This window comes from Salirhabdus sp. Marseille-P4669, from assembly GCF_900240405.1.
Taxonomy (GTDB): domain Bacteria; phylum Bacillota; class Bacilli; order Bacillales; family Alkalibacillaceae; genus OEQK01.
In genome coordinates this window covers 43,948-66,867 of record NZ_OEQK01000001.1, presented here as the reverse complement: position 1 = coordinate 66,867, position 22,920 = coordinate 43,948, and the positions used below count along the sequence as shown (strand labels likewise).

Here is a 22,920-nt window from a genome sequence, read left to right as displayed (position 1 = left end):
CCTCACTCCCCTTGTTCTGCTTCGATTTCTTCCTCTGTTTCTTCCTGCTCTTCCATTTCTTCTTTTAATTCTAGTAGTGCCTTTAAGTTATTTGCTTCTTCTCTTATATCTGTAAGAAACTCTACTTCATTAATATTAATGGTTCTACCGTCCAATGCATTCACATAGAAGACGTTTTCCGCTTCGTTGACACTTATTTTCCATGTTGGGACGAACGCTTGAACACCACCTACTGGCCAAAACGTATGGTATCCCAGTTCCATCGAGGAAATCGTATCCCCTTCACTAATTTTATCCTCATTTAATAAAACTTCAACAATTTCCAGTGGTCTACTAACTTCTTTTTCTTCTGCCTGTTGCTCGATTTCTTCCTGCTTTGCTTGAAAATAGCTTGTTGCTTCATTTTTCTCATTTAAGAAGACCATTAATAATCCACCATTGTTATAAAAGATCGGTTGGTTATTATAATGCTGGAAAAAAATCATGACATTCTCGTCTTTATTCCAATGGTGAAAGGTATATTGATCGGCAAATAAGATTTTGGACCCAATGATTTCCGTAATGTCCTCAGGAGTACTCTCTACTTTAATGGGTACAGGTTTCTCAAACTCTGCATATACCATTCCATCATTATAAGCTACTTTTTGTCCTTTCGCTTCTAGTTGGCCGATTTCTTCTTCGGTAAAGGTATGCCAAAATGCAGAAATATACGTTGCTTTTGGTGACTCCTTTGGAACCTTATCAAAATTGATTTTTTCCTCTACCAGCTTCTCCTCTATTGAAGTTGTTTCTGGACTTGTAATAACAATCGATTCATTTTCATTGTCATTCACCACGGCCTGTGTGATTAAGTACACATCTAAAACAAGAAAACAAATAATGAATATGGTTTTAATTTGTCCCCATTGCATATTCACACGCCTCCTTGTTCAGATGTATCAATATTAACCACACGCCATGCTCCATTTACCTTTACATACCAGCTAGGCTCTAATAAGAGACCCTCACGTGGTTGTAATAAGGAGCCTTCATTATTTTCTACCTCTTCATCAACATCAATTACACGATACCCGACGCGAATATCTTCAATTTGATTCATGCTTATCGTGGAATGATCCGAATTAATGTACGTAATCAAAACATTTCCACTTGCTAATCCATCCGTTTCCCCTTCATATAAGTCAAGAGGAGTATTTAAATTAATCAGTGGACGATTATATTCGATTGCATCTTTATTATTCATTGTCAAATGGAGATTCCCTAATCCATCTAATATTGGATAACCATTGACCAATAGTTGAAAATCAATCGACATATCCGATTTATCTAAATTCAACATTGCAAAATTATCTGTCCAGCCATCATGGTTGTTTATATAGTTAATGCTTTGATTAATAAGCTCATTGGTACTAACGGTCATCGAATTATTCGAAATAGGATTTACATACTCCATATACTTTTTCCCATTATATAAGTTATGAATTTCTAATTTTCGGGCACCATCCGTAAAGTAGCCTGAGCTTGAGGTTACAGCAGCAGGATCTTGGAATAACATATTAATTAACGGCATATCGGCTATATCATTTAATACAAAGTATTGACTATCAATCTTTAATTCTTCGGATGGGAGGTACGTTATTTTCCCATCTTTAATTTCTACTGGCATAAGCTCTACTAAAGCCTCATCATTTTCTATATAAGTTAATAAATCTCGATATGGATTTGTTTCCTGAACGTAGATGCTTCCACTTAAGGTTTGATTATGCTTACTTGATGCAAATGTTACCTTCACCAAAGGCTCCGCATCATCATTAGGAACAAAATACATACGATCAAACTGGAATTCTAGCCCAGCAAAATCCTCATTATCACTTACCCGAAACAGCTTGGAAACAATCTCAATTGGTAATTCTGTTGGGAAGGTTAACTCTAAAAAGGGCTCATCAAAGTGCAAACGGTCCTCCTGAATACTAATGGCACCAAACTGCTGAATGACCCATTGCTGCATTTCCTTATAAAGTATTAACTCACTATCCTTTACTGCTAATTGGTAGTGGTTGTCATACTTATGGAAAATCATTTGATTCGGCATAATCACATCTTTCACAGTAAACTTCTGTCCACCTATCGATGTTTGCCGAGACGAAGGGGCATCCTCCGCCTCAAATGTTCCTGGTGAGAAATTCCAAATTCTCATTGTAAATATTAAACTAATGCACACTAACACGATTAAAATGAACGTTTTGATGCTTTCTAAATTCATGAAGCATCCCCTCGTTTCTTACGCAAAAATGGTAAGGATATTCCAATGGTTGTTCCTTTACCCTCTTCGCTTTCTGCCCATATACTTCCTTTATGTGCTTCCACCATCTCTTTTGCAATTGCCAAGCCTAATCCAGTTCCACCTAATTTTCTCGTTCTCGCCTTATCTACACGGTAGAAGCGCTCAAAGATTTTATCTAGTTGGTCAGCCGGAATTCCGACCCCTTGATCGGTAATTAGCATTTGCATCATATTACCCTTTAGATTTGTTTCAAATATAATTTTACCACCTTCAGGGGAATATTTAATGGCATTGGAAATAACATTGTCTAACACTTGCGTCATTTTATCCTTGTCAATGATGACCCAAATTGGTTTATCCGTAATTTTTCGTTCGAAATGTAAGTGTTCCGGCTTACTCATCTCAAATCGATCAATAATATGATGGATAAACTTATTAAAGGACACCTTTTCCTTATTTAAATAGTAATCCTTATTATCCATTTTGGAGAGCTGCAATAAATCATTTACTAATCGAATCATTCGCTCTGTTTCCGTCTGAGTGACCTGCAAAAATTTCGGTGCAATAGTAGGGTCTTTCCAAGTATCTCCGTCCGTTAAAGATTCTAGGTAGCTTCGCATCGTCGTTAACGGTGTTCTCAGTTCATGGGAAACATTCGCAACAAACTCCCGTCGTTCTCGTTCAATCTTCTCTTCTTCTGTTACATCACTAAGCACAGTAATGAACCCATTCATACGATTGTTTTCATCTTGAATACTAGAGAAGGTTGCCTTTAATAGTAATATTTCATCACCTTCACTGAAATCGATGATCATGGAACCAACCTCATGAATGATCTCAATATCTTCTATTTGCTCATCAATACCTAATACATCTAATAAAGACTTACCCTTCAATTCCTCGAATGAGGCGCCGAGTAGCTTTTTAGCAGGATCATTCATTAAAATAATCCCACCCGTTTGGTCTGTTGCAATAACGCCATCATTCATGTTCGCTAATACTGAGGTTAGCTTACGACGCTCTCCCTCCGTAGTGGCATAAGATTGCCTAAGCTTATCATTAAGATGATTAAAGGATTCTGCAAGCTGACCGATTTCATCCATTCCATAAACATTAACCCTTTTGGAGAAGTCTCCACCAGCCATGACATGTGCTTGTCTTCTCATAGCTGAAATTGGTTTGGTAATCGCTCGAGCAACTAAGATACCGAGTATTGCTGTAACGGTGATGGCAATTAGTGTACCTCTGGTGAAAATCTTGCTAATATCCTGCAACTGATCATACACGCCTTCAATATTTGCTTGGAGATAAATCGCCCCAATAGGATCATCATCATCATTTAAGATAGGCATGTATTTAACGACTGTTCTTTTACGTGTTTCTGGGTTATACACAATCTCTGGTTTATAATCTGTTCCAAACGTAATGACTTCTTTTACCTTATTGTTATTCGTTATATTTCCGACAATGTCTTGATCCCATCGATTAGAAGTACCAAGGATTTTACCAAACTTATCAAACACTTGTACCTCGGTGATATTATCTAAATCGTAATTAGACAAAATAGACCCTATCTCTTGTTGTAAAGTAGGGTCTTCTTCTGTCCTATTTTCTTGCATGATTTCTTCTTGAATTTGCAGTGCTAATAATTCTAGATTATCGATTACGGAGCTTTTAAAGTTCTCCTCTAAATTATGTTGTAATCGGTTGGCAAAATAAGCACCAATTACTTGGACGGCAATAAGGAGTAACAGAATGTAAATGATGATTACTTTTATGCCAATGGATTGATGAAACTTAACCTTTTTCTTCATGGAACACTACTCCTGATCTGGATTACGCAAATAATAACCTACGCCTCTTCTTGTTACAATCCATTTTGGATCACTTGGATTTTCCTCAATCTTTTCACGTAGTCTACGCACGGTCACGTCAACAGTCCGAACATCCCCGTAATAATCATAGCCCCACACCGTCTCAAGCAAATGCTCACGGGTCATTACTTGCCCAATATGTCTTGCTAAATAATGAAGTAGTTCAAACTCACGATGGGTTAACTCAATCTCATCGCCATCACGAGTCACCGTATATGCATCTGGATGAATAATCAATTTACCAATATGGATATCCTGTGATTCCCCAGTTCCTTGTTCATCATTTTTTTGATGTCTTCGTAAATTTGCTTTCACTCTTGCGATTAGCTCACGATTACTAAATGGCTTTGTTACGTAATCATCCGCTCCAAGTTCCAAGCCTAATACTTTATCTATTTCAGAGTCTTTTGCAGTTAACATAATAATAGGCATGCTATAGGAGCCCCTAATTTCGCGGCACACTTCCATACCATCTTTTTTGGGAAGCATTATGTCTAATAAGACTAAATCTGGTCGCTCTTGATGTGCAAGCTCCACCGCCTGCTCACCGTCATATGCACAAACAACCTCATAACCTTCTCTTTCTAGGTTAAATTGTAAAATATCTGCAATCGGCTTTTCATCATCAACGACTAACACTTTATGACTCAACACTCATCACTTCCCTTGTGGAAAATTTGTTATCAATACTTATTTTATCTTATTTTACAACAAAAGTCTTTCAATTAAAAAAGACGTCACAACCTAATTCCATTCTTTAAGTAAGAAAACCTCTAGCCTTCCAAAAGCCAGAGGTTTTATCTATTCTTTTTAATGAATTACTTTTTTCTTTTAGTAAAAATTCATTGGGTTTACTATGGAACCATTTTGGTACACTTCAAAATGTAAATGAACACCTGTTGAGTTACCGGTTGCTCCCATTACACCTATTGCTTGTCCTTTTTGAACGGTTTGGCCTGATTGAACTGCAATAGATGATAAATGGCTATACGTTGTTACTAAACCGTTACTATGGGTGATGACAACACGATTTCCGTAACCATTATTTTGGTATGATGCAGTTGTTACAACCCCGTCAGCTGCTGCAAATATAGTTCGATTGCTTACACCGGAGATATCAATCCCATTATGATAACCGCCCCATCTTGGCCCCATATGGCTCGTGATAAATCCTCCAGCTGTCGGCCAACCTAACATACCAGGTGATTTCATGGTTTGGCTTGGGAGCATTTTTTCACTTTGTTGAACTGGCTCATACTCCTTAGTGCCCTTCTCAATAACTTCTTCAACCGGTTCTTCTAATACTTCTTCCTTGATGATTTTACGTTTCTGTTCTTTCCCATTTACTTTGATTACTTCATATTCTACTTTCTTTACTCCAGGCTTACCCTCTTCCACTACTTCCTCGTCCCCAACATATAATTCGTCTGTTTCCACGTATTTGGTAGTATAATCAATTTCCTTTTCTTCTGTACGCTGTTCTGTCACAATTACGTTTATATATGGAACATAATCTGGAACTATAATTTCTTGTCCGACTTTAATTGTTAGAGACTCTTTGTCAATTTGTGGATTTAACTCTAACAATTTTTCTTCAGTAAGGTTATATTTCTCCAAAATAGTTGAAACCGTATCTCCTTCAACAACGGTATACGTAACATTCTTTAGCTTCCCTTTATCAAGTATTTCCATTGTCTCTGGAATAGTGCTCAACTCATCTGGATTCACCTTTACCTCTTTAATAAGGACTTCTTCTGAAAGTCCAACATTTACAATTTTTGATCCCTTGTCCACTTGTTTCGTCGAATCTTTTTCCTTCGCACTTCTAAGCTTGTACTGGACGATGGAATCTTCCTCTTGGATACCATTCGTCAAGTCATCCTGTTCCACTTGAACCAAATCGGTATCTAAATTTGCTAGAACTTCCTCTGGTACATACTTCGCTTTCACTTTCTTAAAAAGCTGATTTACTTCTGACTCATTTTTAAATAAGCCAATTGTTTCGTCCTTTATTTCTACTTGTAAGGCTACAACACTATAGGTTAGGCGATCAGCTAATTCCGCTTCTACAAGACTATTATTATATGTAGGATTGTAAGACATTTCTGGGACGTATGTAATATTTTCGTTAATGGTGAGTGTTAAATCACCATAAGTCGCTTCTTTCTTTTTTCGCTCTTTTTCTATAAATTCTTCTACAACTTCCTGACTACTAACTGTACCGATATGTTCATCATTTATATAAACATGATAAAGAGTCGATAAGCCTGAGTCAGCGTGAATAGAAGAAACAACTAGAAGCGAAAGAATAGTAGTTAAAATGCTAGAGTAAAGGACTTTCCCTTTCTTCTTTATGTGATTCACACCCTTTCTTTTGAAATTAAATTTTCTTTTATGTATATAAGTTGTAGGTATTGTGGATTATGAAGTTACACAAACTAATCTACCATATAGTAAAGACATAAATAAATAGATTCTAGTAATTTGTAACACAATTGTATAATTATTGTAAAATTTCTGAATAAATTGGGTGATTTTTATTAAATTTACTAGAAAATGTGCAGGATTTGTAAAAAAAGATAAAGCTGATTTCGCACTTTATATCGATAATTTGCGATTTTCGTGGTTTTAGAAGCAAAGAGGATTACTAGATATCAAAAAGGTGATTATATAAATAAAAAAAGGATGTCCTCCAATATGGAAAACATCCTTCCTTCTGTTTATTCGTAAATATCGGTTAATACAATCGTTTGTGTACGATCTGGTCCGACAGAGAAGATTGCAATTGGAACGCCTGTTAATTCCGATACGCGGCGAATGTATGTCTTTGTATTTTCTGGTAGTTCTTCAAATGATGTTGCATTTGTAATGTCTTCCTTCCAACCAGGAAGCTCCTCATAAATTGGTTTACAGTTCGCCAGCATGTTCAAGTTTGCTGGATACTCATTTATTCTTTGTCCATTATGTTTATATGCTACACAAATCTTTACTGTTTCAATACCTGTTAGTACATCAATAGAGTTTAGCGATAAATCCGTAATTCCGCTCACGCGACGTGCATGGTTTACAACTACTGCATCAAACCAACCTACACGTCTTGCACGGCCAGTTGTCGTACCATACTCTCTTCCTACTTCGCGAATCTTGTCGCCAATCTCATCTGTTAATTCAGTTGGGAATGGACCGTCACCAACTCGAGTTGTATACGCTTTGGAAACACCCATCACTCGGTTTATTTTCGATGGACCAATTCCTGCACCATTTGTAACACCACCCGCAGTTGGGTTAGAGGATGTTACATACGGATAAGTTCCTTGGTCGATATCCAACATAACACCTTGAGCACCTTCAAATAAAATATGCTCACCATTATCTGCTGCATCATTTAAAATAACGGATGTATCACAAACAAATTTTTTCAACTGTTGACCGTAAGCATAATACTCTTCATAAATTTCATCAAAACGCATTGGAGTTGATTCATATAGCTTTTCAAAAATACGGTTCTTTTCGTTTAAATTTTGTTCAAGCTTCACCTTAAAAATGTCTTCATCTAATAAATCAGCCATACGAATACCAACCCGCGATGCTTTATCTGTATATGCTGGTCCAATACCTTTCATAGTAGTACCAATTTTATTATCCCCTTTGGCAGCTTCCTGTAATTGGTCTAGCTTTATATGATAAGGCAAGATAACATGTGCCCGATTGCTGATTTTCAAATGATCTACTGAAACATTGCGTTCTTTTAAATATTCTATTTCTTCCATTAGTGCTTTTGGGTTAATGACTAATCCATTACCCATTACGCAAACTTTATCTTGATAAAAAATACCTGATGGGATTAAGTGAAGTTTATAGGTTTCACCGTCGAACTTAATTGTATGACCAGCGTTGTTCCCACCTTGATATCGTGCAACAATATGGGCTTGGCGAGATAAAAAGTCTGTAATCTTCCCTTTCCCTTCATCTCCCCATTGTGATCCAACTACTACCGCTGTTGTCATAAAGGCACCTCCAAAGTTGTTTTGCTATTTATTCAAAACATCTGTTTTATATTTTTTCTTTTCATACCTACCAATTTTATCAATATTCTCATTCAAGTGTCAATATATACCGAACATATTTATATGTATATGTGATTTTGTTCGTAAATTGTAATATTTCCTGCTATTCCTAGTATTTTCAATACGTTTCTTTATATACTTTGTCACCTATGAAAATGAATGAACAAGGACAAATTGGATTCTTAGCTGCCAATTAAGATGGATAGACTAAATATCTAATCAATAAAAAAACCTATTATTAAGTTGCTTAAGACAACTAATAATAGGTTCCTAGATTTATGCTGGTGGTATTTGCTCTGCACTATATCGATGGTCTAAATCGACGAACTTGTTATACTCTTTCACAAAGGCAAGCTCCACATTACCAACCGGACCATTTCTTTGCTTTGCGATAATGATTTCAATGATATTTTCCTTCTCTGAATCTTCACGGTTGTAATAATCATCACGGTATAAGAACCCGATAATATCGGCATCCTGCTCAATACTTCCCGATTCACGAATATCAGACATAATTGGTCTTTTATCTTGTCGCTGCTCTACCCCACGTGATAACTGAGACAATGCAATTAGTGGAACATTTAACTCTCTTGCAAGCTGCTTTAACTGTCTGGAAATCTCTGAAACCTCTTGCTGTCTGTTTTCACGACTTTTTCCACTACCTTGGATCAACTGAAGATAATCAATCAATATCATGTCTAAACCATGTTCTTGCTGTAGACGTCTACACTTAGAACGTATTTCATTTACCTTTACACCAGGGGTATCATCAATGTATATACCGGCATTAGAAAGACTACCCATGGCCATCGTTAGCTTACCCCAGTCTTCTGCTTCCAGACTACCTGTTCTTAGTCTCTGTGCATCAATATTTCCTTCCGCACAAAGCATACGCATAACAAGTTGCTCTGCCCCCATCTCCAAACTAAATATTGCTACATTGGCGCTTGCATGAATCGCTACATTTTGAGCAATATTTAACGCAAAGGCTGTTTTACCAACAGATGGACGAGCAGCGATAATTATTAAATCATTGCGTTGGAAACCAGAAGTAATTTTATCTAAATCTCTAAAACCAGTAGGGATACCAGTGATATCAGCATGATTCATATGAAGCTGCTCAATGTTATCATACACATCGATTAATACATCTTTAATGCTTTTAAATTTACCTGAATTCTTCTTATTTGATACTTCTAAAATACTCTTTTCCGCTTCATCTAATACTTCTTCAATTTCTTCCTCTTGTGAATAACTTGTTTTTACAATACCGGTTGCTACCGAAATTAAACGTCTAAGTGTAGATTTCTCTTCTACCATTCTTGCGTAGTATTCAATGTTGGCAGCTGTAGGCACAGAATTCGCAATATCACTTAAATAGGAAACTCCACCAATATCATCTAACATCTTTTTATTGGATAATATGGTTGTAACCGTTACAAGGTCAATTGGCTCTCCTTTATCCGATAAGCCTAACATTGCTTCAAAGATTTTTTGGTGACTAGCTCGATAGAAATCTTCTGGTATCAAAATCTCTGATGCTGTAACAATTGCTTGCGGTTCTAAAAAGATTGCACCTAGTACAGCCTGCTCTGCTTCTATATTATGCGGCGGAGTTAGTTCATTCCATTGCTCGTTCAAAACAAGTTTTCCCCCTTCACATGGAGAGGTTTATTTCTCTCCAATGTGTACTTTTATAGTCCCTTGCACATCAGGATGCAATTTAACTGCGACATTCGTATATCCTAATGCTTTAATTGGTTGATCTAGCTCTATTTTTCTTTTATCGATTTTAATTTTATGTTGTTTCTTTAGTTCTTCTGCAATTTGCTTACTCGTAACGGAACCGAAAAGGCGTCCACCCTCTCCTGCCTTAGCTGCAAATTGAACAGTGAGTTTTTCAAGTGTTTCCTTTAATTTTTTTGCTTCTTCTAATTCTTCTTGCTCTTGCTTTTTCTCCTTATTTTGCTTCGCCTTAAGGGCACTCATATTTGCATTATTAGCTTCAACAGCTAGATTGTTTTTTAACAAGTAATTACGTGCGTATCCTTCAGCAACCTCTTTTACTTGGCCTTTCTTACCTTTCCCTTTAACATCTTGAGTGAAAATTACTTTCATTCCTCTTCTCTCCCCTCCATGTATTCTTCTAGTATCTCTTTTAATTTGTCATATGCCTCATGAACGGTAGTGTCTTCAAGCTGTGTTGCTGCATTGGAGAGATGACCTCCACCATTCATACGCTCCATAATAATTTGTACATTGACCTGCCCTAAAGAACGAGCGCTAATTCCAACTCTACCATCATCTCGTTCCGATATAACAAAGGAAGCCACAACACCGCTCATCGTAAGCAACGCATCAGCTGCCTGGGCAATAAGAACAGGGTCATATATTTCGGCCTCATTCGCTTTTATAATAGCGATACCTTCTTTAAAAATTTCGGCCTTTTCTATTAGTTTACTTCTTCTAATATAAACTTCAATATCTTCTTTCATTAATTGCTGGACCAATACCGTATCTGCACCCTTGGATCGCAAATACGAGGCTGCATCAAATGTTCTGGAACCGGTTCGCAATGTGAAGTATTTCGTATCAACAATAATACCAGCTAAAAGTGCAGTAGATTCTAACATATTCAAACGTAGCGTCTTTGGCTGGTACTCTAATAGCTCTGTTACAAGCTCCGCTGTTGATGAAGCATACGGCTCCATATAAACCAGTGTAGGATCATTGATAAACTCTTCTGCACGTCTATGGTGATCAATAACGACAACATGGTCTGTTTTAGATAGTAATCGTTCTTCTATTACTAAGGATGGTTTATGAGTATCCACAATGACGAGAAGCGTATTTTTCGTAACAATATCCATTGCTGTATCCTCATCCACAAACCATTTGGAAAGCGACTCATCTTTCTCAACCATTTCCACAAGCTTCTCAACACCAGAATTTTTCCGAATGGTGTCATACACAATAAACCCATTTTTATCATTAGCCTGAGCAATTTTTAAGATTCCAATAGCAGACCCTACGGAGTCCATATCTGGATTTTTGTGACCCATGATGATTACATGATCGCTTTCGCGCACAAGTTCTTTTAAAGCATGTGAAATTACTCGTGCACGAACCCGAGTCCGTTTTTCCATCGGATTGGTTTTACCGCCGAAAAACTTAACTTTCCCACTTTCATCCTTAATGGCAACCTGGTCACCACCACGACCCAATGCAAGGTCAAGGCTTGACTGTGCCAGTTCACCGACCTCTCTTAAAGAAGAATGATAGCCTTTTCCAATACCGATACTTATGGTCAATGGAATATTCTTATCCGTAATAAGCTCTCTTACCTCGTCTAACACCTCAAATTTCGTCTTTTCAAGCTGCTCTAGTATTTCTAGATTCATTACTGCTAAAAAGCGCTCCTGGGACGTTCTTTTTAAATATATATTATTTGCACTTGACCAGTCGTTCAGTAACGAAGTCATTTGAGAGTTTAGCTGACTTTTAGAAGTATCATCCATTCCTTGTGTAACTTCTTCATAGTTATCCAGAAAAATAATTCCTAATACCGTTTTTTCGTTTTCATACACATTCTTTAATTCAACTTGTTTCGTCTGATCAAAGAAATAAATTAATCGCTCTTCCTTCTTTAATATAGCTTGGAAATAATAGGGCTCAAAGGGAAACAAGACCTCATCCTTTTGCTCCTTAATAGCAGGAATGATTTCTTCGTCAATGATGTTTAAAGACTGTCCAACTAACGTTTCTTCACTAGAGAATTGATGAACAAACGGGTTTGCCCATTCAATTTCAAATTCCTCGTTATATAGGATAATACCTATAGGCATCTCATTAAGAGCCTCTTCCCCTACCTTCTTGACCCTATAAGACAAAGTTGAAATATATTCCTCGGCTTCGTTTTGTAGCTTATGTTCCGAACGAATACTGTTATAAATGGCAATACCAATTAAAACAGTCATAATCGATCCGATGATCCACTGAAAATAAAAGATGAAGCCTAATAACAAGATTGTCAGCACATATATAATCCATATATGGTTTTCAATCACTGTTTTCTTTTGAAATTTTGGCATTTCTCGCCTCAGCTCCTAACCATTCAGGCTCAAGCACTATTTTTTCTCTTCACTCAAACGATCACGCAAATTAAAACCTAAATCAATTATACCTAAAATTCGGATTGGATAAATAAAGAGTGTTGGTAGCAATACAATCAATACGATTGCTGTTACAAATAAACCTTTGGACTTATTTTTCACATGAACATAATGTGCAATAAAGGATAGTCCATGAAGTACAAGTAACAATCCAACCAACATTGAGACATTGCTAGCTGCTTGATTCAATAATGTTCCTTGCTCCGGTTCAATCCACATAATAACAACAGAAAGAAAATAATACCATACAACGGAGATTGGTAAACGGAACTTACGAAATGGTGGAAATGAATAAGATTTCTTATAAATCCGATTCAATACTTTAAAACCAATCCAGATTGCAAGAAAGCTATATACAATTCCAGCAATACCAATCATTACAGGAATTAAGTATGTTATCTGATTCATTTGTTGTTCAAAAAGTTGTACCGTTTCTTCTGGAACTTCTCCAAATTGCTCTAGCATGTTTAAGGTTTGCGTACTAATCTGCTCAACCATTACATTCATCTCATCAATAAAATTAACTTCAAAGAGCAATTGACTAATTAAAAATACAATGACAAATCCAACCGCAAAAGCTACAGAACCTGCAGCCCACGTTTCATATACAGACTTTTTGTAATGTAAACAAAGTCCAATTGTAATTCCCCCAAGTCCTGCTAATATCGTAACAGGTAAGGAAAATACAGTCGCTAATAAAATGGATAATAAGGTAATAACGATGAACATAACCAGTGAGCTTTTAAACCCCTGCTTAAACGTATATAGGATAATTGGAATTGGCAATAAGAACATCGTGATTGTGCCTACCACAGGCACATAAACCGTCATTATTAATAATAGTAGGTATATTCCTGAGAATAATGCACCTTCTGTTATCGTGTTAGAGTTCTTCATTTTTGCACCTCTTCAACATATTAAATGGGTGGAACACTCCATTACTAATCATTTTACCAATGTATAGAGGGGATTGTAAAAAAAGAACACCTTAAAACATATGATATTCATCATAACATGAAACAGGCTCTAATCTTAAAGGTAATTGTTACTATTATCATGTTTTCCCTGCTGCGAATTTACAGTCCTACCAATTGAAAATTAATACGGGGATTTATTGGAAGAAGGATTAGGCTGAAGAATAAACGGAAAGGCATAATGAGGGATAGACCTCATTATGCCTTTCTAAATAATAAGATGTCATACATAACACCTTATTTATTTAAAATCAATCGTTCACATATGGCAATAAAGCCATTGTACGAGCTCGTTTGATCGCAATTGTTAGCTTACGTTGATACTTAGCAGAAGTACCAGTCACACGACGAGGTAGAATTTTACCACGCTCTGAAATGAACTTTTTAAGTAATTCTACATCTTTATAATCAATGTGTGTAATACCGTTAGCTGTAAAGTAACACACCTTTTTACGCTTACGTCCACGACGTGCCATTTAGGTCCCCTCCTTTATATGTTTAGAATGGTAAATCATCGTCCGACAAATCAATTGGTTGACCGTTATCAGCAAACGGATCATCATTGTTCGGTCTATTATATTCATTTGGTGAATTCTGATTGGTATTAAAACCAGCTGAACCTCTGTCTTGTGAAGGAGAAGAAGAACCTCTAGATTCTAAGAATTGTATACTTTCCGCTACAACTTCCGTAATAAATACCCGTTTACCTTCAGGGTTATCGTAACTTCTCGTTTGAATACGACCATCCACACCAATAAGACTACCCTTTTTCATGTAATTCGCAAGGTTTTCCGCAGCTTTTCTCCATACAACACAATTGATGAAGTCAGCTTCACGATTTCCTTGTTGATTGGAAAAAGGACGGTTACAGGCTACTGTAAAGTTTGCAACAGCAACTCCACTTGGCGTATAGCGCAAATCAGGATCTTTGGTTAATCTTCCCACAAGAACAACACGATTCATCATATCAGAATCACTCCCTAATTAATCTTCTTCTCTAATAACCATTTGGCGAATAATATCGTCTGAGAACTTAGCAAGACGATCAAATTCGTTAACAGCAGCAGCGTCTGCACTCTGAACATTAACAACTACATAGTAACCTTCACGATAGTCGTTAATTTCATAAGCTAAACGACGTTTGCCCATTTCGTTAACCTTTACAATCTCCGCGCCGTTATCTGTAAGAACTGTGTGGAATTTGTCCATAACAGCCTTTTGAGTTTCCTCATCGATATTCGGGCGGATGATGTACATGATTTCGTATTTATTCATCCGTCTACACCTCCTTTTGGTCTAAGCGGCTCCAAACATATGGAGCAAGGAGTAATTTTTGTCATTAATTACTCACAATGATGTATTATACCAAAGAATTCGAACATGTACAATAGCCTTTGCCTTTTTCCAATAAACGTACTAGTATGCGAACAACAATATTTATCTATATTTTAAGTCTGTCATCTTGTAAATGATTGTTCAAACATCAAACATTGAAACGGAATAGCATAACATCTCCATCTTGAACGATGTACTCTTTACCTTCTAATCGAACCTTTCCTTGCTCTTTGGCTATAGCCATAGAACCAGCTTGTACTAAATCATCGTAGGAAACTGTTTCAGCACGGATAAATCCTCTTTCGAAGTCACTGTGAATGATTCCAGCTGCTTGTGGTGCTTTTATTCCTTTTCTAAAAGTCCAAGCTCGTACTTCTTGTTCTCCTGCTGTAAAATAAGTTCCTAAACCTAACATACTATAGGATGCTTTTATTAACTGATCTAAGCCGGATTCTTCAATTCCAAGCTCCTCTAAAAACATTTCCTTTTCCTCACCATCAAGCTCAGCAATCTCAGACTCCACTTTGGCACAAACTGTAATAACATCTGCACCTTCTTTAGCAGCATATTCTTTAACAGCCTGTAGATTTTCATTACCTTCTGGATCTTGAATTTCATCTTCCCCAACGTTAGCTACATATAAAATCGGTTTGATCGTTAGTAAATGAAACATTTTCACTACTTTTTGTTCTTCCTTTGAAAACTCAAGAGCTCGTGCAGGTGTTTCATTTTCAAATGCTTCTTTAAGCTTCTTCAGCACTTCAAATTCAACAACCGCTTCTTTGTCTTTCTGTTTAGCAAGCTTTTCCACTCTTTGATACCTTTTCGAAACAGATTCCAGATCCGCCAAAATTAATTCTAAGTTTATTGTTTCAATATCATCGATTGGATTTACCTTACCAGAAACATGTGTGATGTTCTCATCATTAAAACAACGTACTACATGACAAATTGCATCTACTTGTCGAATATGAGATAAGAACTGATTTCCTAAACCTTCCCCTTTACTAGCCCCTTTTACAATTCCTGCAATATCGGTAAATTCAAATGTAGTTGGGACTGTTTTTTTCGGTTTAACTAGTTCGGTAAGTTTTTGCAATCGTTCATCCGGTACTTCTACTACACCTACATTAGGATCAATCGTACAGAAGGGATAGTTCGCTGACTCCGCCCCTGCTTGTGTTATTGCATTAAATAAAGTCGATTTTCCAACATTCGGTAAACCGACGATTCCTGCTGTTAAAGACATGAAACCCACTCCTTATTCCGTCCATCAATATCATCTTAGTCTGTCAAAACAATTATAGATAGTCAAATTTAAAAAGACAAGCAATAAAAAAGAAGCATTATCAAGTAAATAAAGCTTGATAATGCTTCTTTACTATTAACAATATATAATTTTACACTTATTTCGTATCGCAAAACACAATATTATGTGAATTATAAAATAGTTACATTTGTTTCACGTGAAACATTCTATTCCTCTTCATTTCTTATTAATACCTTTTTCATTTTCTTTTCAAATTGTTTTCGTGGTATGAGAACACTATGTTTACAGCCCTCGCATTTGATTCGAATATCCATTCCCATACGAATAATCCGCCATTGATTTTCTCCACACGGATGAGGCTTTTTCATCTCTACAACATCATTTAATCCAAATTGCTTTTTTTCTTCCATACCACTCACTCCTTCAAAAAACTCTCCATTTATCAAAAGATCCTTACATGTTTTTATGTTTATTTACTATCGGGTATAACAATAAAGCAGAAAGCAAATATAAATTAAGCAATCCATATAAAGGATATAAATATTCTATTAAAGTAGAAAATCCAAATCCAGTAAAAGGAATCATTATGATAATGGTAATGAATGCTAGTTTCCATAGCGGTAATGAGAAAAATTGTTGCATTCTAGTAATAATCCCTAATGTCCCAGATAATGCTGTTGTGAAAAGGGCTAGCCATAGCAATATAGACATAATAATGAACATATTGTATGGATACTCTTTTAAAAATGCAAATAGCGGTATTTCATATAATAATATTTCTTCCGATAAGTGGATCAACCCGTTATTATAAATAAAGGATATACTACCTAATATAATAGCACTTCCAACACAAGCAATCCATATTTCACCCTTATGTTTTATATGATTTCCCACTGCTCCTAAAACAGCTACTAATGGCATGATATTTAACGCTGTAAAAGGAAATGCCGATGACCAGTTAAATTGTTCATCCAAATGAGAAACTAATGAAATGTCTTGCTGCATAATAAATGATATCAGAACATATAATAGTCCGCCAATTAAAAGGGGTAAGATAAACGTGTTCATGGAAAGAATGCCTTTAATATCCCAGATAAACGCCATTATTAAAGGTAGGGCAACAGCAATGATTCCCCACCAATAGGAAAAGTGAAAAGCTTGCCAAGTTGCTCCACTCCCAGCCATCATGATGACAGTAGTAGAGAATAGATAGAATAATATTAAAATATCATACAGGCTGGTTAATTTTTTCCCTACAACGAGTTGAAGAACTGGAATATAGTGTGTTCCACCACTTTCATAACTTATATTAAGGATGACATAACAGCAAATAGCAAACATGATGGAAAATAGTAAAATAGCTAGTCCACTTCCATGACCGAAAAATTGCCATAACTCTCTACCTGATGCGTACCCTGCCCCAATCATTGTGCCTACTATCAAAAACATCCACTTTATTCCTGCTCCCCACATATAAATTCCTCCAACTATATAATCGATATTTTTGTAGATTCATACGTATACAATTAAAAAAACATCCGTATACTAATACCAATATGTTAGTGGAGGACTGGCTATGAGTCTTAAAGATATCCTTTTTACAAAAAGTGAAGAAAAACGTTTTTATTACACGAATCAAGCAGTAGCGTACAAAATAGCAAAATCCCTTTATGAATGGATTCCAAAGGATAATAAAGAAATTATCATCCTTTGTATCGGAACAGATCGATCAACTGGTGATTCTTTAGGGCCATTAGTTGGTAGTCAATTACAGGATTATCATTTAAACTATTTATCTATATATGGAACATTAGATGCTCCCGTTCACGCCAAAAATTTAGAGGAAACAATTGAAGAAATACATACAAACCACAACAACTCCTTTGTAATTGCAGTGGATGCTTGCTTAGGAAAGCAATCTTCTATCGGGACAATCATTACTGGCCATGGACCTTTAAAGCCTGGTGCAGCAGTTCAGAAGAAACTCCCCGAGATTGGACATTTACATATTAGTGGTGTTGTTAATATGAGTGGGTACATGGAATATTTCGTTCTACAGAACACTAGATTATCCATAGTAATGAATATGGCAAAACAGATATCCCAATCCTTACGTTTTCTTGATTATTTTCTCTATAAAGAGGATCAACAAATTTTATCTAATCATGTGCCGAACCCTAATTTTAATGTTTAGATGAAAAAATATAAAGATTCCGTTCCTAACAGCAACAATCATTGTGCTCAATAAAAAACAAGCAGTTAGTTCTTAACTGCTTGCCTTTAAAATTGCAAATAAATATATAATATGAAGCCAACTGTTACAATACTTGGTAATAAATTCGCTACTCTAATTGTTGTGATCTTTAATAAATTCAGTCCGATGGCACAAATAAGCAACCCTCCAGTAGCCGTCATCTCCATGATAAATTGGTTTAAAAATTGTTCTGGTAACCAACTCTCAATTTGTGTTGCAAATAAAGCAATTGAACCTTGGTACAAGAGCACTGGAATAACGGAGAAGATTACACCAATACCTAACGTTGTCGTCAGTACAAGTGCCGTAAATCCATCTATAATCCCTTTCGTAACAAGTACTTCATGATCATTTCGCAAACCACTATCTAACGCACCTAAAACAGCCATTGCACCAATCACAAATATGAGGGAAGCTGTTACAAATCCTTGAGCAATAGTAGAATCCTTATCTTGACTATTAAACTTTGACTCAATCCATTTTCCAAAACGATTTAACTTTTCATCTAAATCTATTACCTCTCCAATGATTGCTCCTGATAATAGACTTAATAGAATTACAATAATATGTTCAGAACTGAATGCCATTTGCAATCCAATTAAAACAACTGTTAATCCTATCCCACTCATAATGGTTTCTTTTATACGATTAGGAATCTTTGTGAAAAACAACCCTATTAATACTCCTGCTATGATGCATATACTATTGACTAATGTACCGAATAATACCATATCGAAGCCCCTTTTACTATGTCTTTTACGAGATTGTTTCACGTGAAACATTTTAAAATAAATTATAGAACAAACGATTGGGGTGTATACCCTCACTTCACTATTCGTATTTTTATTTTTTAACAATAAAAAAACTGGATTATGTTATTTTAACATAATCCAGTAACACTTTACCGTACTAAATTTACTATTTTATTGATTTAAAAGACTTAAAATGCGTTCAAGGTCTTCTTGACTAAAAAACTCAATTTCAATTTTACCTTTACGCTTCCCTTTTTGAATCATAACATTCGTCCCGAAATGCTCTCTTAGTTCCTTTTCTTTCGCTTGCAGGAAGATATCCTTCGTCTCTTTTTTAGGCTTCTTTTTGACTACCTTATCATTCAAATGTTGAATAAGCATTTCAACTTGTCGTACATTTAAATGATCTTTACGAATTTTCTCTACGAGTGCTGGTATTTTTTCTTTATCCTTTAATCCAAGTAACGCTCTACCATGTCCCATGGATAATTCACGGTTGTTTATTAAGGCACAAACCGTGTCTGGTAATGATAATAAACGAACAAGGTTCGCGATATGCGGACGACTTTTTCCTAATCTTTTCGCAAGCTCCTCCTGGGTAACTCCTAATTCATTCATTAAAGAATGATAGGCTTGAGCTTCTTCAATCGGAGTTAAATCCTCACGTTGTAGGTTTTCCAACAACGCTAATTCCATCATTTGTTCATCTGTCAATTCTCTAATAACAGCTGGAACAACATCTAAACCGGCTTCTTTGGCGGCTCGAAAACGCCTTTCTCCAACAACAATCTCATAACCTTTTATCGTCTTTCGTAAGATAATCGGTTGTAGAATACCATGCTGAACAATAGATTCCTTTAACTCCTCTATTGCATCGGCTTGGAATGTTTTTCTTGGCTGATATGGATTTGGACGGCACTGTTTAATAGAAATCTCTTGAACCGCTTCTTCATTCGTGTCCACATCCGGAAAAAAAGAACTAAGTCCTTTACCCAACCCTCGCGCCATTAGCCATCACTTCCTTCGCTAATTCATTATATACTTCTGCACCTCTTGATTTAGGATCATAATGCGTAATTGGTTCTCCATGACTTGGAGCCTCCCCAAGACGAACATTACGTGGAATAATAGCTTGAAAGACTTTATCTTGGAAGTACTTTTTCACTTCTTCAATTACTTGTATTCCAAGGTTCGTTCTGGCATCTAGCATTGTCAATAATACGCCTTCAATCATTAACGACTTATTTAAATGTTTTTGCACTAAACGTACTGTGTTTAACAGCTGACTTAATCCTTCAAGTGCATAATATTCACATTGAACTGGAATAAGTACTGTGTCCGATGCAGTTAAAGCATTCAACGTTAATAACCCAAGAGAAGGAGGACAATCAATTATAATGTAATCATATTGATCTTTTATCGAATCCAACGCTTTTTTCAAACGTACTTCTCTTGATATTGTTGGTACTAATTCAATTTCAGCTCCAGCTAACTGAATAGTAGCAGGTATGGAGTCTAAGTTGGGGAAACCAGTCGGTACACAAACTTCTTCTGCACTCATGTCATCAACTAAGACATTATAAACACATTGGTCCATGTCTGCTTTATTTATTCCTACACCACTTGTCGCATTTCCCTGAGGATCAATATCAACAAGCAGTACTTTCTGTCCAAGTTCTGCTAACGATGCACTTAAATTCACAGATGTTGTCGTTTTTCCGACGCCACCTTTTTGGTTTGCTATGGCAATGACCTTGCCCATGATGTCACCTGCCCTATCATCTAGTTATCTTTTATTAAAAAATAAAAGATTCCATTAAAATAATACACATTTCAGACATACATTTTTTTATGTAACTGACATTCATGTGTAATAAAAAGAAAATGTTGCTTTATTGATGAAAAAATACCCATCCTTTTCACAAAACTCAGGCCTTTTACCAAAATAATAGGCAAAGGCCTTCGTTTTCCTTATACTATCATTCTACTATTACATACATTAGCAACAATAGTATAAATAGATGGGATCATTATATTTATCATATCATTTCTTTTTCGGAATCTTAATAGTTAATTTATAGTAATCTTCATGATCTTCTTCATCTGTTTCTAAATTAATACCAGAATCGTTTACCATATTAAGAGATTGACGAATCGTGTTCATCGCGATACGAATATCCTTACTAAATCCCTTAATTTGTGGCTTGTTACGTTTTTTCACTTTAGGCTCAATAAGCTGTTTAACTCTAGCTTCCGTTTGACTTACATTTAAGCCTTTGTCTAATATCTCTTGTAATACTTTTTCCTGGCTTTCAACATCCTTCAGTGCAATTAACGCTCTAGCATGTCGCTCTGTAATTTGTTTATTCAGCACTGCTTGTTGAACAGTTTGCGGAAGCTTTAATAGTCTAAGTTTATTGGCAATAGTTGATTGACTTTTTCCTAATCGCTGTGCAAGAGCTTCTTGTGTTAAGTCATGCATTTCTAGTAGTTGAGCATAAGCTAAAGCTTCTTCTATTACAGTCAACTCTTCTCGTTGTAAGTTTTCAATTAAAGCAACAGAAGCCGTCTCTGTATCTGTCATATTTTTAATGATTGCCGGTATCGATTCCCACTCTAGATGTTGGGCTGCTCTCCATCTTCTTTCACCAGCAATTAGCTCATAACGACCATGGTTGTCTTCCAATTTACGTACTACTATTGGTTGTATCATTCCATGGGTACGTAATGTTTGTGCTAATTCATGAATGCGCTCTTCACTAAAAATAGACCGGGGTTGATACTGATTTGGTTCAATATCATTCACTGGTATTTGTACTACTTCATCATATTTCTTCGCTGAACTTTGAGTCTCTGTAGGTTGTTTTTCACCAACACCGAAAAATCGGTTCAATGGACGCATGCCATTAACACCACCTTTTTTTACACAATAAAAGACTATAATAAGAAAATTAGACCAATAACTCGTGCCGAAATACTACTTAATTACTTACTATTCGAGCATTATCACTAAAATTCCTGCTAGAATGTTTCACGTGAAACATTCCGTATGTAAATCAATATTAGAAAAACGCAGCCGTGTAAGAAACTGCGCTTAGCTCGTATCATGACTTTACTATTTATTCTATCATAATTTTGGACAAAGAAAAATAATTGAGCGATAAAATAATATTTTTATAGATTTAGTTACATAAAACAAAAGCCCAATCCCTATTTTTTAGGAAATTGGACTTTTATTTGGAGTACCTGGTTTTCTTGGATACGTCTTTGGAGTTGGTTTTACTTTATTGATGATTGCAATGTTTCGTTCGCTTTCTTCTTCTGGAAGATAGAATGTATGAACCTTTTCCCATTGTCCTCCTAATAGTTGGACAGCCTTACGGGCATCCGTTTCCTCTTCCTTAAATTGAGCTGCTTTTAAAGCAATCATGTCCCCTCCCACTTTCACAAGTGGTAAACACAATTCACTTAAAACAGACATACGTGCAACTGCTCTAGCTGTTACAACATCAAATGTTTCTCGGTATCTTTTGTTTTTTCCAAAGGTTTCTGCGCGATCATGAATAAATTCAACGTTCTCCAAACCAAGTTGATTAGCTAAGTGATTTAAAAAAGTAATTCTTTTATTCAACGAATCCACTATCGTAACCTTTAAAGATGGATAAACAATCTTTAGTGGGAGTGATGGAAAGCCAGCCCCAGCTCCCACATCACATACATTCAAGGGCTGATCAAAGTTCACATAAAAGGCTGCTGTAATCGAGTCGTAAAAATGTTTTAAATAAACTTCTTGTTCATCGGTTATTGCCGTCAGGTTCATTTTTTCGTTCCATTCTACTAAAACTCGATAATACGTGTCGAACTGATTCATTTGCTGTTCGCTTAATTCGATTCCTTTTTCCTTCAAACTGTCTCTAAACTGATCTTTATTCATACTA

Annotated in this window: 22 protein-coding genes; 1 reads left to right on the top strand and 21 read right to left on the bottom strand. The window is 36.0% G+C overall.

Going from position 1 to position 22,920, the window contains the following annotated elements; genetic code table 11:
• Positions 1-2: 2 nt before the first annotated feature.
• The 16 genes from C1A05_RS00325 to C1A05_RS00250 form a co-directional block, all read right to left on the bottom strand.
• Positions 3-911 carry a two-component system regulatory protein YycI gene (locus C1A05_RS00325; RefSeq protein WP_102026184.1) on the bottom strand — a complete coding sequence of 303 codons (909 nt, stop codon included), beginning with the start codon at positions 909-911 and terminating at the stop codon, positions 3-5.
• Between the two features lie 2 nt (positions 912-913).
• The gene (locus tag C1A05_RS00320; protein ID WP_102026183.1) at positions 914-2,263 is read right to left on the bottom strand and encodes a YycH family regulatory protein; all 1,350 of its coding nucleotides are present in this window, start codon (positions 2,261-2,263) and stop codon (positions 914-916) included.
• Positions 2,260-4,098: a cell wall metabolism sensor histidine kinase WalK gene (gene walK, locus C1A05_RS00315; protein WP_102026182.1), complete on the bottom strand. Its 1,839-nt coding sequence runs from the start codon at positions 4,096-4,098 to the stop codon at positions 2,260-2,262. Before walK ends, C1A05_RS00320 begins: the two co-directional genes overlap by 4 nt.
• Before the next feature lie 6 nt (positions 4,099-4,104).
• Complete coding sequence (yycF, locus tag C1A05_RS00310) at positions 4,105-4,809, bottom strand: response regulator YycF (RefSeq protein WP_102026694.1); 705 nt, start codon at positions 4,807-4,809, stop codon at positions 4,105-4,107.
• Between the two features lie 180 nt (positions 4,810-4,989).
• Positions 4,990-6,522: a peptidoglycan DD-metalloendopeptidase family protein gene (locus C1A05_RS00305; protein WP_102026181.1), complete on the bottom strand. Its 1,533-nt coding sequence runs from the start codon at positions 6,520-6,522 to the stop codon at positions 4,990-4,992.
• Between the two features lie 356 nt (positions 6,523-6,878).
• Positions 6,879-8,165, bottom strand: coding sequence for an adenylosuccinate synthase (locus C1A05_RS00300; protein WP_102026180.1), 1,287 nt, complete (start codon positions 8,163-8,165; stop codon positions 6,879-6,881).
• Positions 8,166-8,501: 336 nt separating this feature from the next.
• The gene (gene dnaB, locus C1A05_RS00295; protein WP_102026179.1) at positions 8,502-9,866 is read right to left on the bottom strand and encodes a replicative DNA helicase; all 1,365 of its coding nucleotides are present in this window, start codon (positions 9,864-9,866) and stop codon (positions 8,502-8,504) included.
• A gap of 30 nt (positions 9,867-9,896) precedes the next feature.
• Complete coding sequence (gene rplI / locus C1A05_RS00290) at positions 9,897-10,343, bottom strand: 50S ribosomal protein L9 (RefSeq protein WP_102026178.1); 447 nt, start codon at positions 10,341-10,343, stop codon at positions 9,897-9,899.
• Positions 10,340-12,316 (bottom strand): DHH family phosphoesterase, encoded by a 1,977-nt coding sequence (locus C1A05_RS00285; RefSeq protein WP_102026177.1) that lies wholly within the window; start codon positions 12,314-12,316, stop codon positions 10,340-10,342. The genes rplI and C1A05_RS00285 overlap by 4 nt, the downstream gene beginning before the upstream one ends.
• Before the next feature lie 36 nt (positions 12,317-12,352).
• A complete protein-coding gene (locus tag C1A05_RS00280) occupies positions 12,353-13,294 on the bottom strand; it encodes a YybS family protein (protein WP_102026176.1) in 942 nt (313 codons plus the stop codon).
• A 328-nt stretch (positions 13,295-13,622) separates the two neighbouring features.
• Entirely contained in the window at positions 13,623-13,847 is a 225-nt protein-coding gene (gene rpsR / locus C1A05_RS00275; RefSeq protein WP_102026175.1) for a 30S ribosomal protein S18, read from the bottom strand.
• A gap of 22 nt (positions 13,848-13,869) precedes the next feature.
• Positions 13,870-14,337 carry a single-stranded DNA-binding protein gene (gene ssb / locus C1A05_RS00270; RefSeq protein ID WP_102026174.1) on the bottom strand — a complete coding sequence of 156 codons (468 nt, stop codon included), beginning with the start codon at positions 14,335-14,337 and terminating at the stop codon, positions 13,870-13,872.
• A gap of 18 nt (positions 14,338-14,355) precedes the next feature.
• Complete coding sequence (gene rpsF / locus C1A05_RS00265) at positions 14,356-14,646, bottom strand: 30S ribosomal protein S6 (protein WP_102026173.1); 291 nt, start codon at positions 14,644-14,646, stop codon at positions 14,356-14,358.
• 208 nt (positions 14,647-14,854) lie between these two features.
• Positions 14,855-15,955 carry a redox-regulated ATPase YchF gene (gene ychF / locus C1A05_RS00260; protein WP_102026172.1) on the bottom strand — a complete coding sequence of 367 codons (1,101 nt, stop codon included), beginning with the start codon at positions 15,953-15,955 and terminating at the stop codon, positions 14,855-14,857.
• Positions 15,956-16,182: 227 nt separating this feature from the next.
• A complete protein-coding gene (locus C1A05_RS00255; RefSeq protein WP_102026171.1) occupies positions 16,183-16,386 on the bottom strand; it encodes a DUF951 domain-containing protein in 204 nt (67 codons plus the stop codon).
• A 43-nt stretch (positions 16,387-16,429) separates the two neighbouring features.
• The gene (locus C1A05_RS00250; RefSeq protein WP_102026170.1) at positions 16,430-17,449 is read right to left on the bottom strand and encodes a hypothetical protein; all 1,020 of its coding nucleotides are present in this window, start codon (positions 17,447-17,449) and stop codon (positions 16,430-16,432) included.
• 103 nt (positions 17,450-17,552) lie between these two features.
• Between C1A05_RS00250 and yyaC the strand changes: the two genes are divergently transcribed.
• Positions 17,553-18,170, top strand: a complete 618-nt coding sequence (gene yyaC / locus C1A05_RS00245; protein WP_102026169.1) for a spore protease YyaC — start codon at positions 17,553-17,555, stop codon at positions 18,168-18,170.
• Positions 18,171-18,256: 86 nt separating this feature from the next.
• Here the strand turns inward: yyaC and C1A05_RS00240 are convergent, their stop codons facing one another.
• The 5 genes from C1A05_RS00240 to rsmG form a co-directional block, all read right to left on the bottom strand.
• A complete protein-coding gene (locus C1A05_RS00240; protein ID WP_102026168.1) occupies positions 18,257-18,961 on the bottom strand; it encodes a DUF554 domain-containing protein in 705 nt (234 codons plus the stop codon).
• Between the two features lie 192 nt (positions 18,962-19,153).
• Complete coding sequence (locus tag C1A05_RS00235) at positions 19,154-19,990, bottom strand: ParB/RepB/Spo0J family partition protein (protein WP_102026167.1); 837 nt, start codon at positions 19,988-19,990, stop codon at positions 19,154-19,156.
• The gene (locus tag C1A05_RS00230) at positions 19,971-20,744 is read right to left on the bottom strand and encodes a ParA family protein (protein WP_102026166.1); all 774 of its coding nucleotides are present in this window, start codon (positions 20,742-20,744) and stop codon (positions 19,971-19,973) included. Before C1A05_RS00230 ends, C1A05_RS00235 begins: the two co-directional genes overlap by 20 nt.
• A gap of 282 nt (positions 20,745-21,026) precedes the next feature.
• Positions 21,027-21,884 carry a nucleoid occlusion protein gene (noc, locus tag C1A05_RS00225; RefSeq protein ID WP_102026165.1) on the bottom strand — a complete coding sequence of 286 codons (858 nt, stop codon included), beginning with the start codon at positions 21,882-21,884 and terminating at the stop codon, positions 21,027-21,029.
• A 315-nt stretch (positions 21,885-22,199) separates the two neighbouring features.
• Positions 22,200-22,916: a 16S rRNA (guanine(527)-N(7))-methyltransferase RsmG gene (rsmG, locus tag C1A05_RS00220; RefSeq protein ID WP_102026164.1), complete on the bottom strand. Its 717-nt coding sequence runs from the start codon at positions 22,914-22,916 to the stop codon at positions 22,200-22,202.
• Positions 22,917-22,920 lie beyond the last annotated feature (4 nt).

What these genes read in the sequence shown, in the direction of transcription:
- C1A05_RS00325 (WP_102026184.1), bottom strand. Translation starts at nt 911, where the DNA reads ATGCAATGGGGACAAATTAAAACCATATTCATTATTTGTTTTCTTGTT.
- C1A05_RS00320 (WP_102026183.1), bottom strand. Translation starts at nt 2,263, where the DNA reads ATGAATTTAGAAAGCATCAAAACGTTCATTTTAATCGTGTTAGTGTGC.
- walK (WP_102026182.1), bottom strand. Translation starts at nt 4,098, where the DNA reads ATGAAGAAAAAGGTTAAGTTTCATCAATCCATTGGCATAAAAGTAATC.
- C1A05_RS00300 (WP_102026180.1), bottom strand. Translation starts at nt 8,165, where the DNA reads ATGACAACAGCGGTAGTAGTTGGATCACAATGGGGAGATGAAGGGAAA.
- rplI (WP_102026178.1), bottom strand. Translation starts at nt 10,343, where the DNA reads ATGAAAGTAATTTTCACTCAAGATGTTAAAGGGAAAGGTAAGAAAGGC.
- C1A05_RS00285 (WP_102026177.1), bottom strand. Translation starts at nt 12,316, where the DNA reads ATGCCAAAATTTCAAAAGAAAACAGTGATTGAAAACCATATATGGATT.
- C1A05_RS00280 (WP_102026176.1), bottom strand. Translation starts at nt 13,294, where the DNA reads ATGAAGAACTCTAACACGATAACAGAAGGTGCATTATTCTCAGGAATA.
- rpsR (WP_102026175.1), bottom strand. Translation starts at nt 13,847, where the DNA reads ATGGCACGTCGTGGACGTAAGCGTAAAAAGGTGTGTTACTTTACAGCT.
- ssb (WP_102026174.1), bottom strand. Translation starts at nt 14,337, where the DNA reads ATGATGAATCGTGTTGTTCTTGTGGGAAGATTAACCAAAGATCCTGAT.
- rpsF (WP_102026173.1), bottom strand. Translation starts at nt 14,646, where the DNA reads ATGAATAAATACGAAATCATGTACATCATCCGCCCGAATATCGATGAG.
- ychF (WP_102026172.1), bottom strand. Translation starts at nt 15,955, where the DNA reads ATGTCTTTAACAGCAGGAATCGTCGGTTTACCGAATGTTGGAAAATCG.
- C1A05_RS00255 (WP_102026171.1), bottom strand. Translation starts at nt 16,386, where the DNA reads ATGGAAGAAAAAAAGCAATTTGGATTAAATGATGTTGTAGAGATGAAA.
- C1A05_RS00250 (WP_102026170.1), bottom strand. Translation starts at nt 17,449, where the DNA reads ATGTGGGGAGCAGGAATAAAGTGGATGTTTTTGATAGTAGGCACAATG.
- yyaC (WP_102026169.1), top strand. Translation starts at nt 17,553, where the DNA reads ATGAGTCTTAAAGATATCCTTTTTACAAAAAGTGAAGAAAAACGTTTT.
- C1A05_RS00240 (WP_102026168.1), bottom strand. Translation starts at nt 18,961, where the DNA reads ATGGTATTATTCGGTACATTAGTCAATAGTATATGCATCATAGCAGGA.
- C1A05_RS00235 (WP_102026167.1), bottom strand. Translation starts at nt 19,990, where the DNA reads ATGGCGCGAGGGTTGGGTAAAGGACTTAGTTCTTTTTTTCCGGATGTG.
- C1A05_RS00230 (WP_102026166.1), bottom strand. Translation starts at nt 20,744, where the DNA reads ATGGGCAAGGTCATTGCCATAGCAAACCAAAAAGGTGGCGTCGGAAAA.
- noc (WP_102026165.1), bottom strand. Translation starts at nt 21,884, where the DNA reads ATGCGTCCATTGAACCGATTTTTCGGTGTTGGTGAAAAACAACCTACA.
- rsmG (WP_102026164.1), bottom strand. Translation starts at nt 22,916, where the DNA reads ATGAATAAAGATCAGTTTAGAGACAGTTTGAAGGAAAAAGGAATCGAA.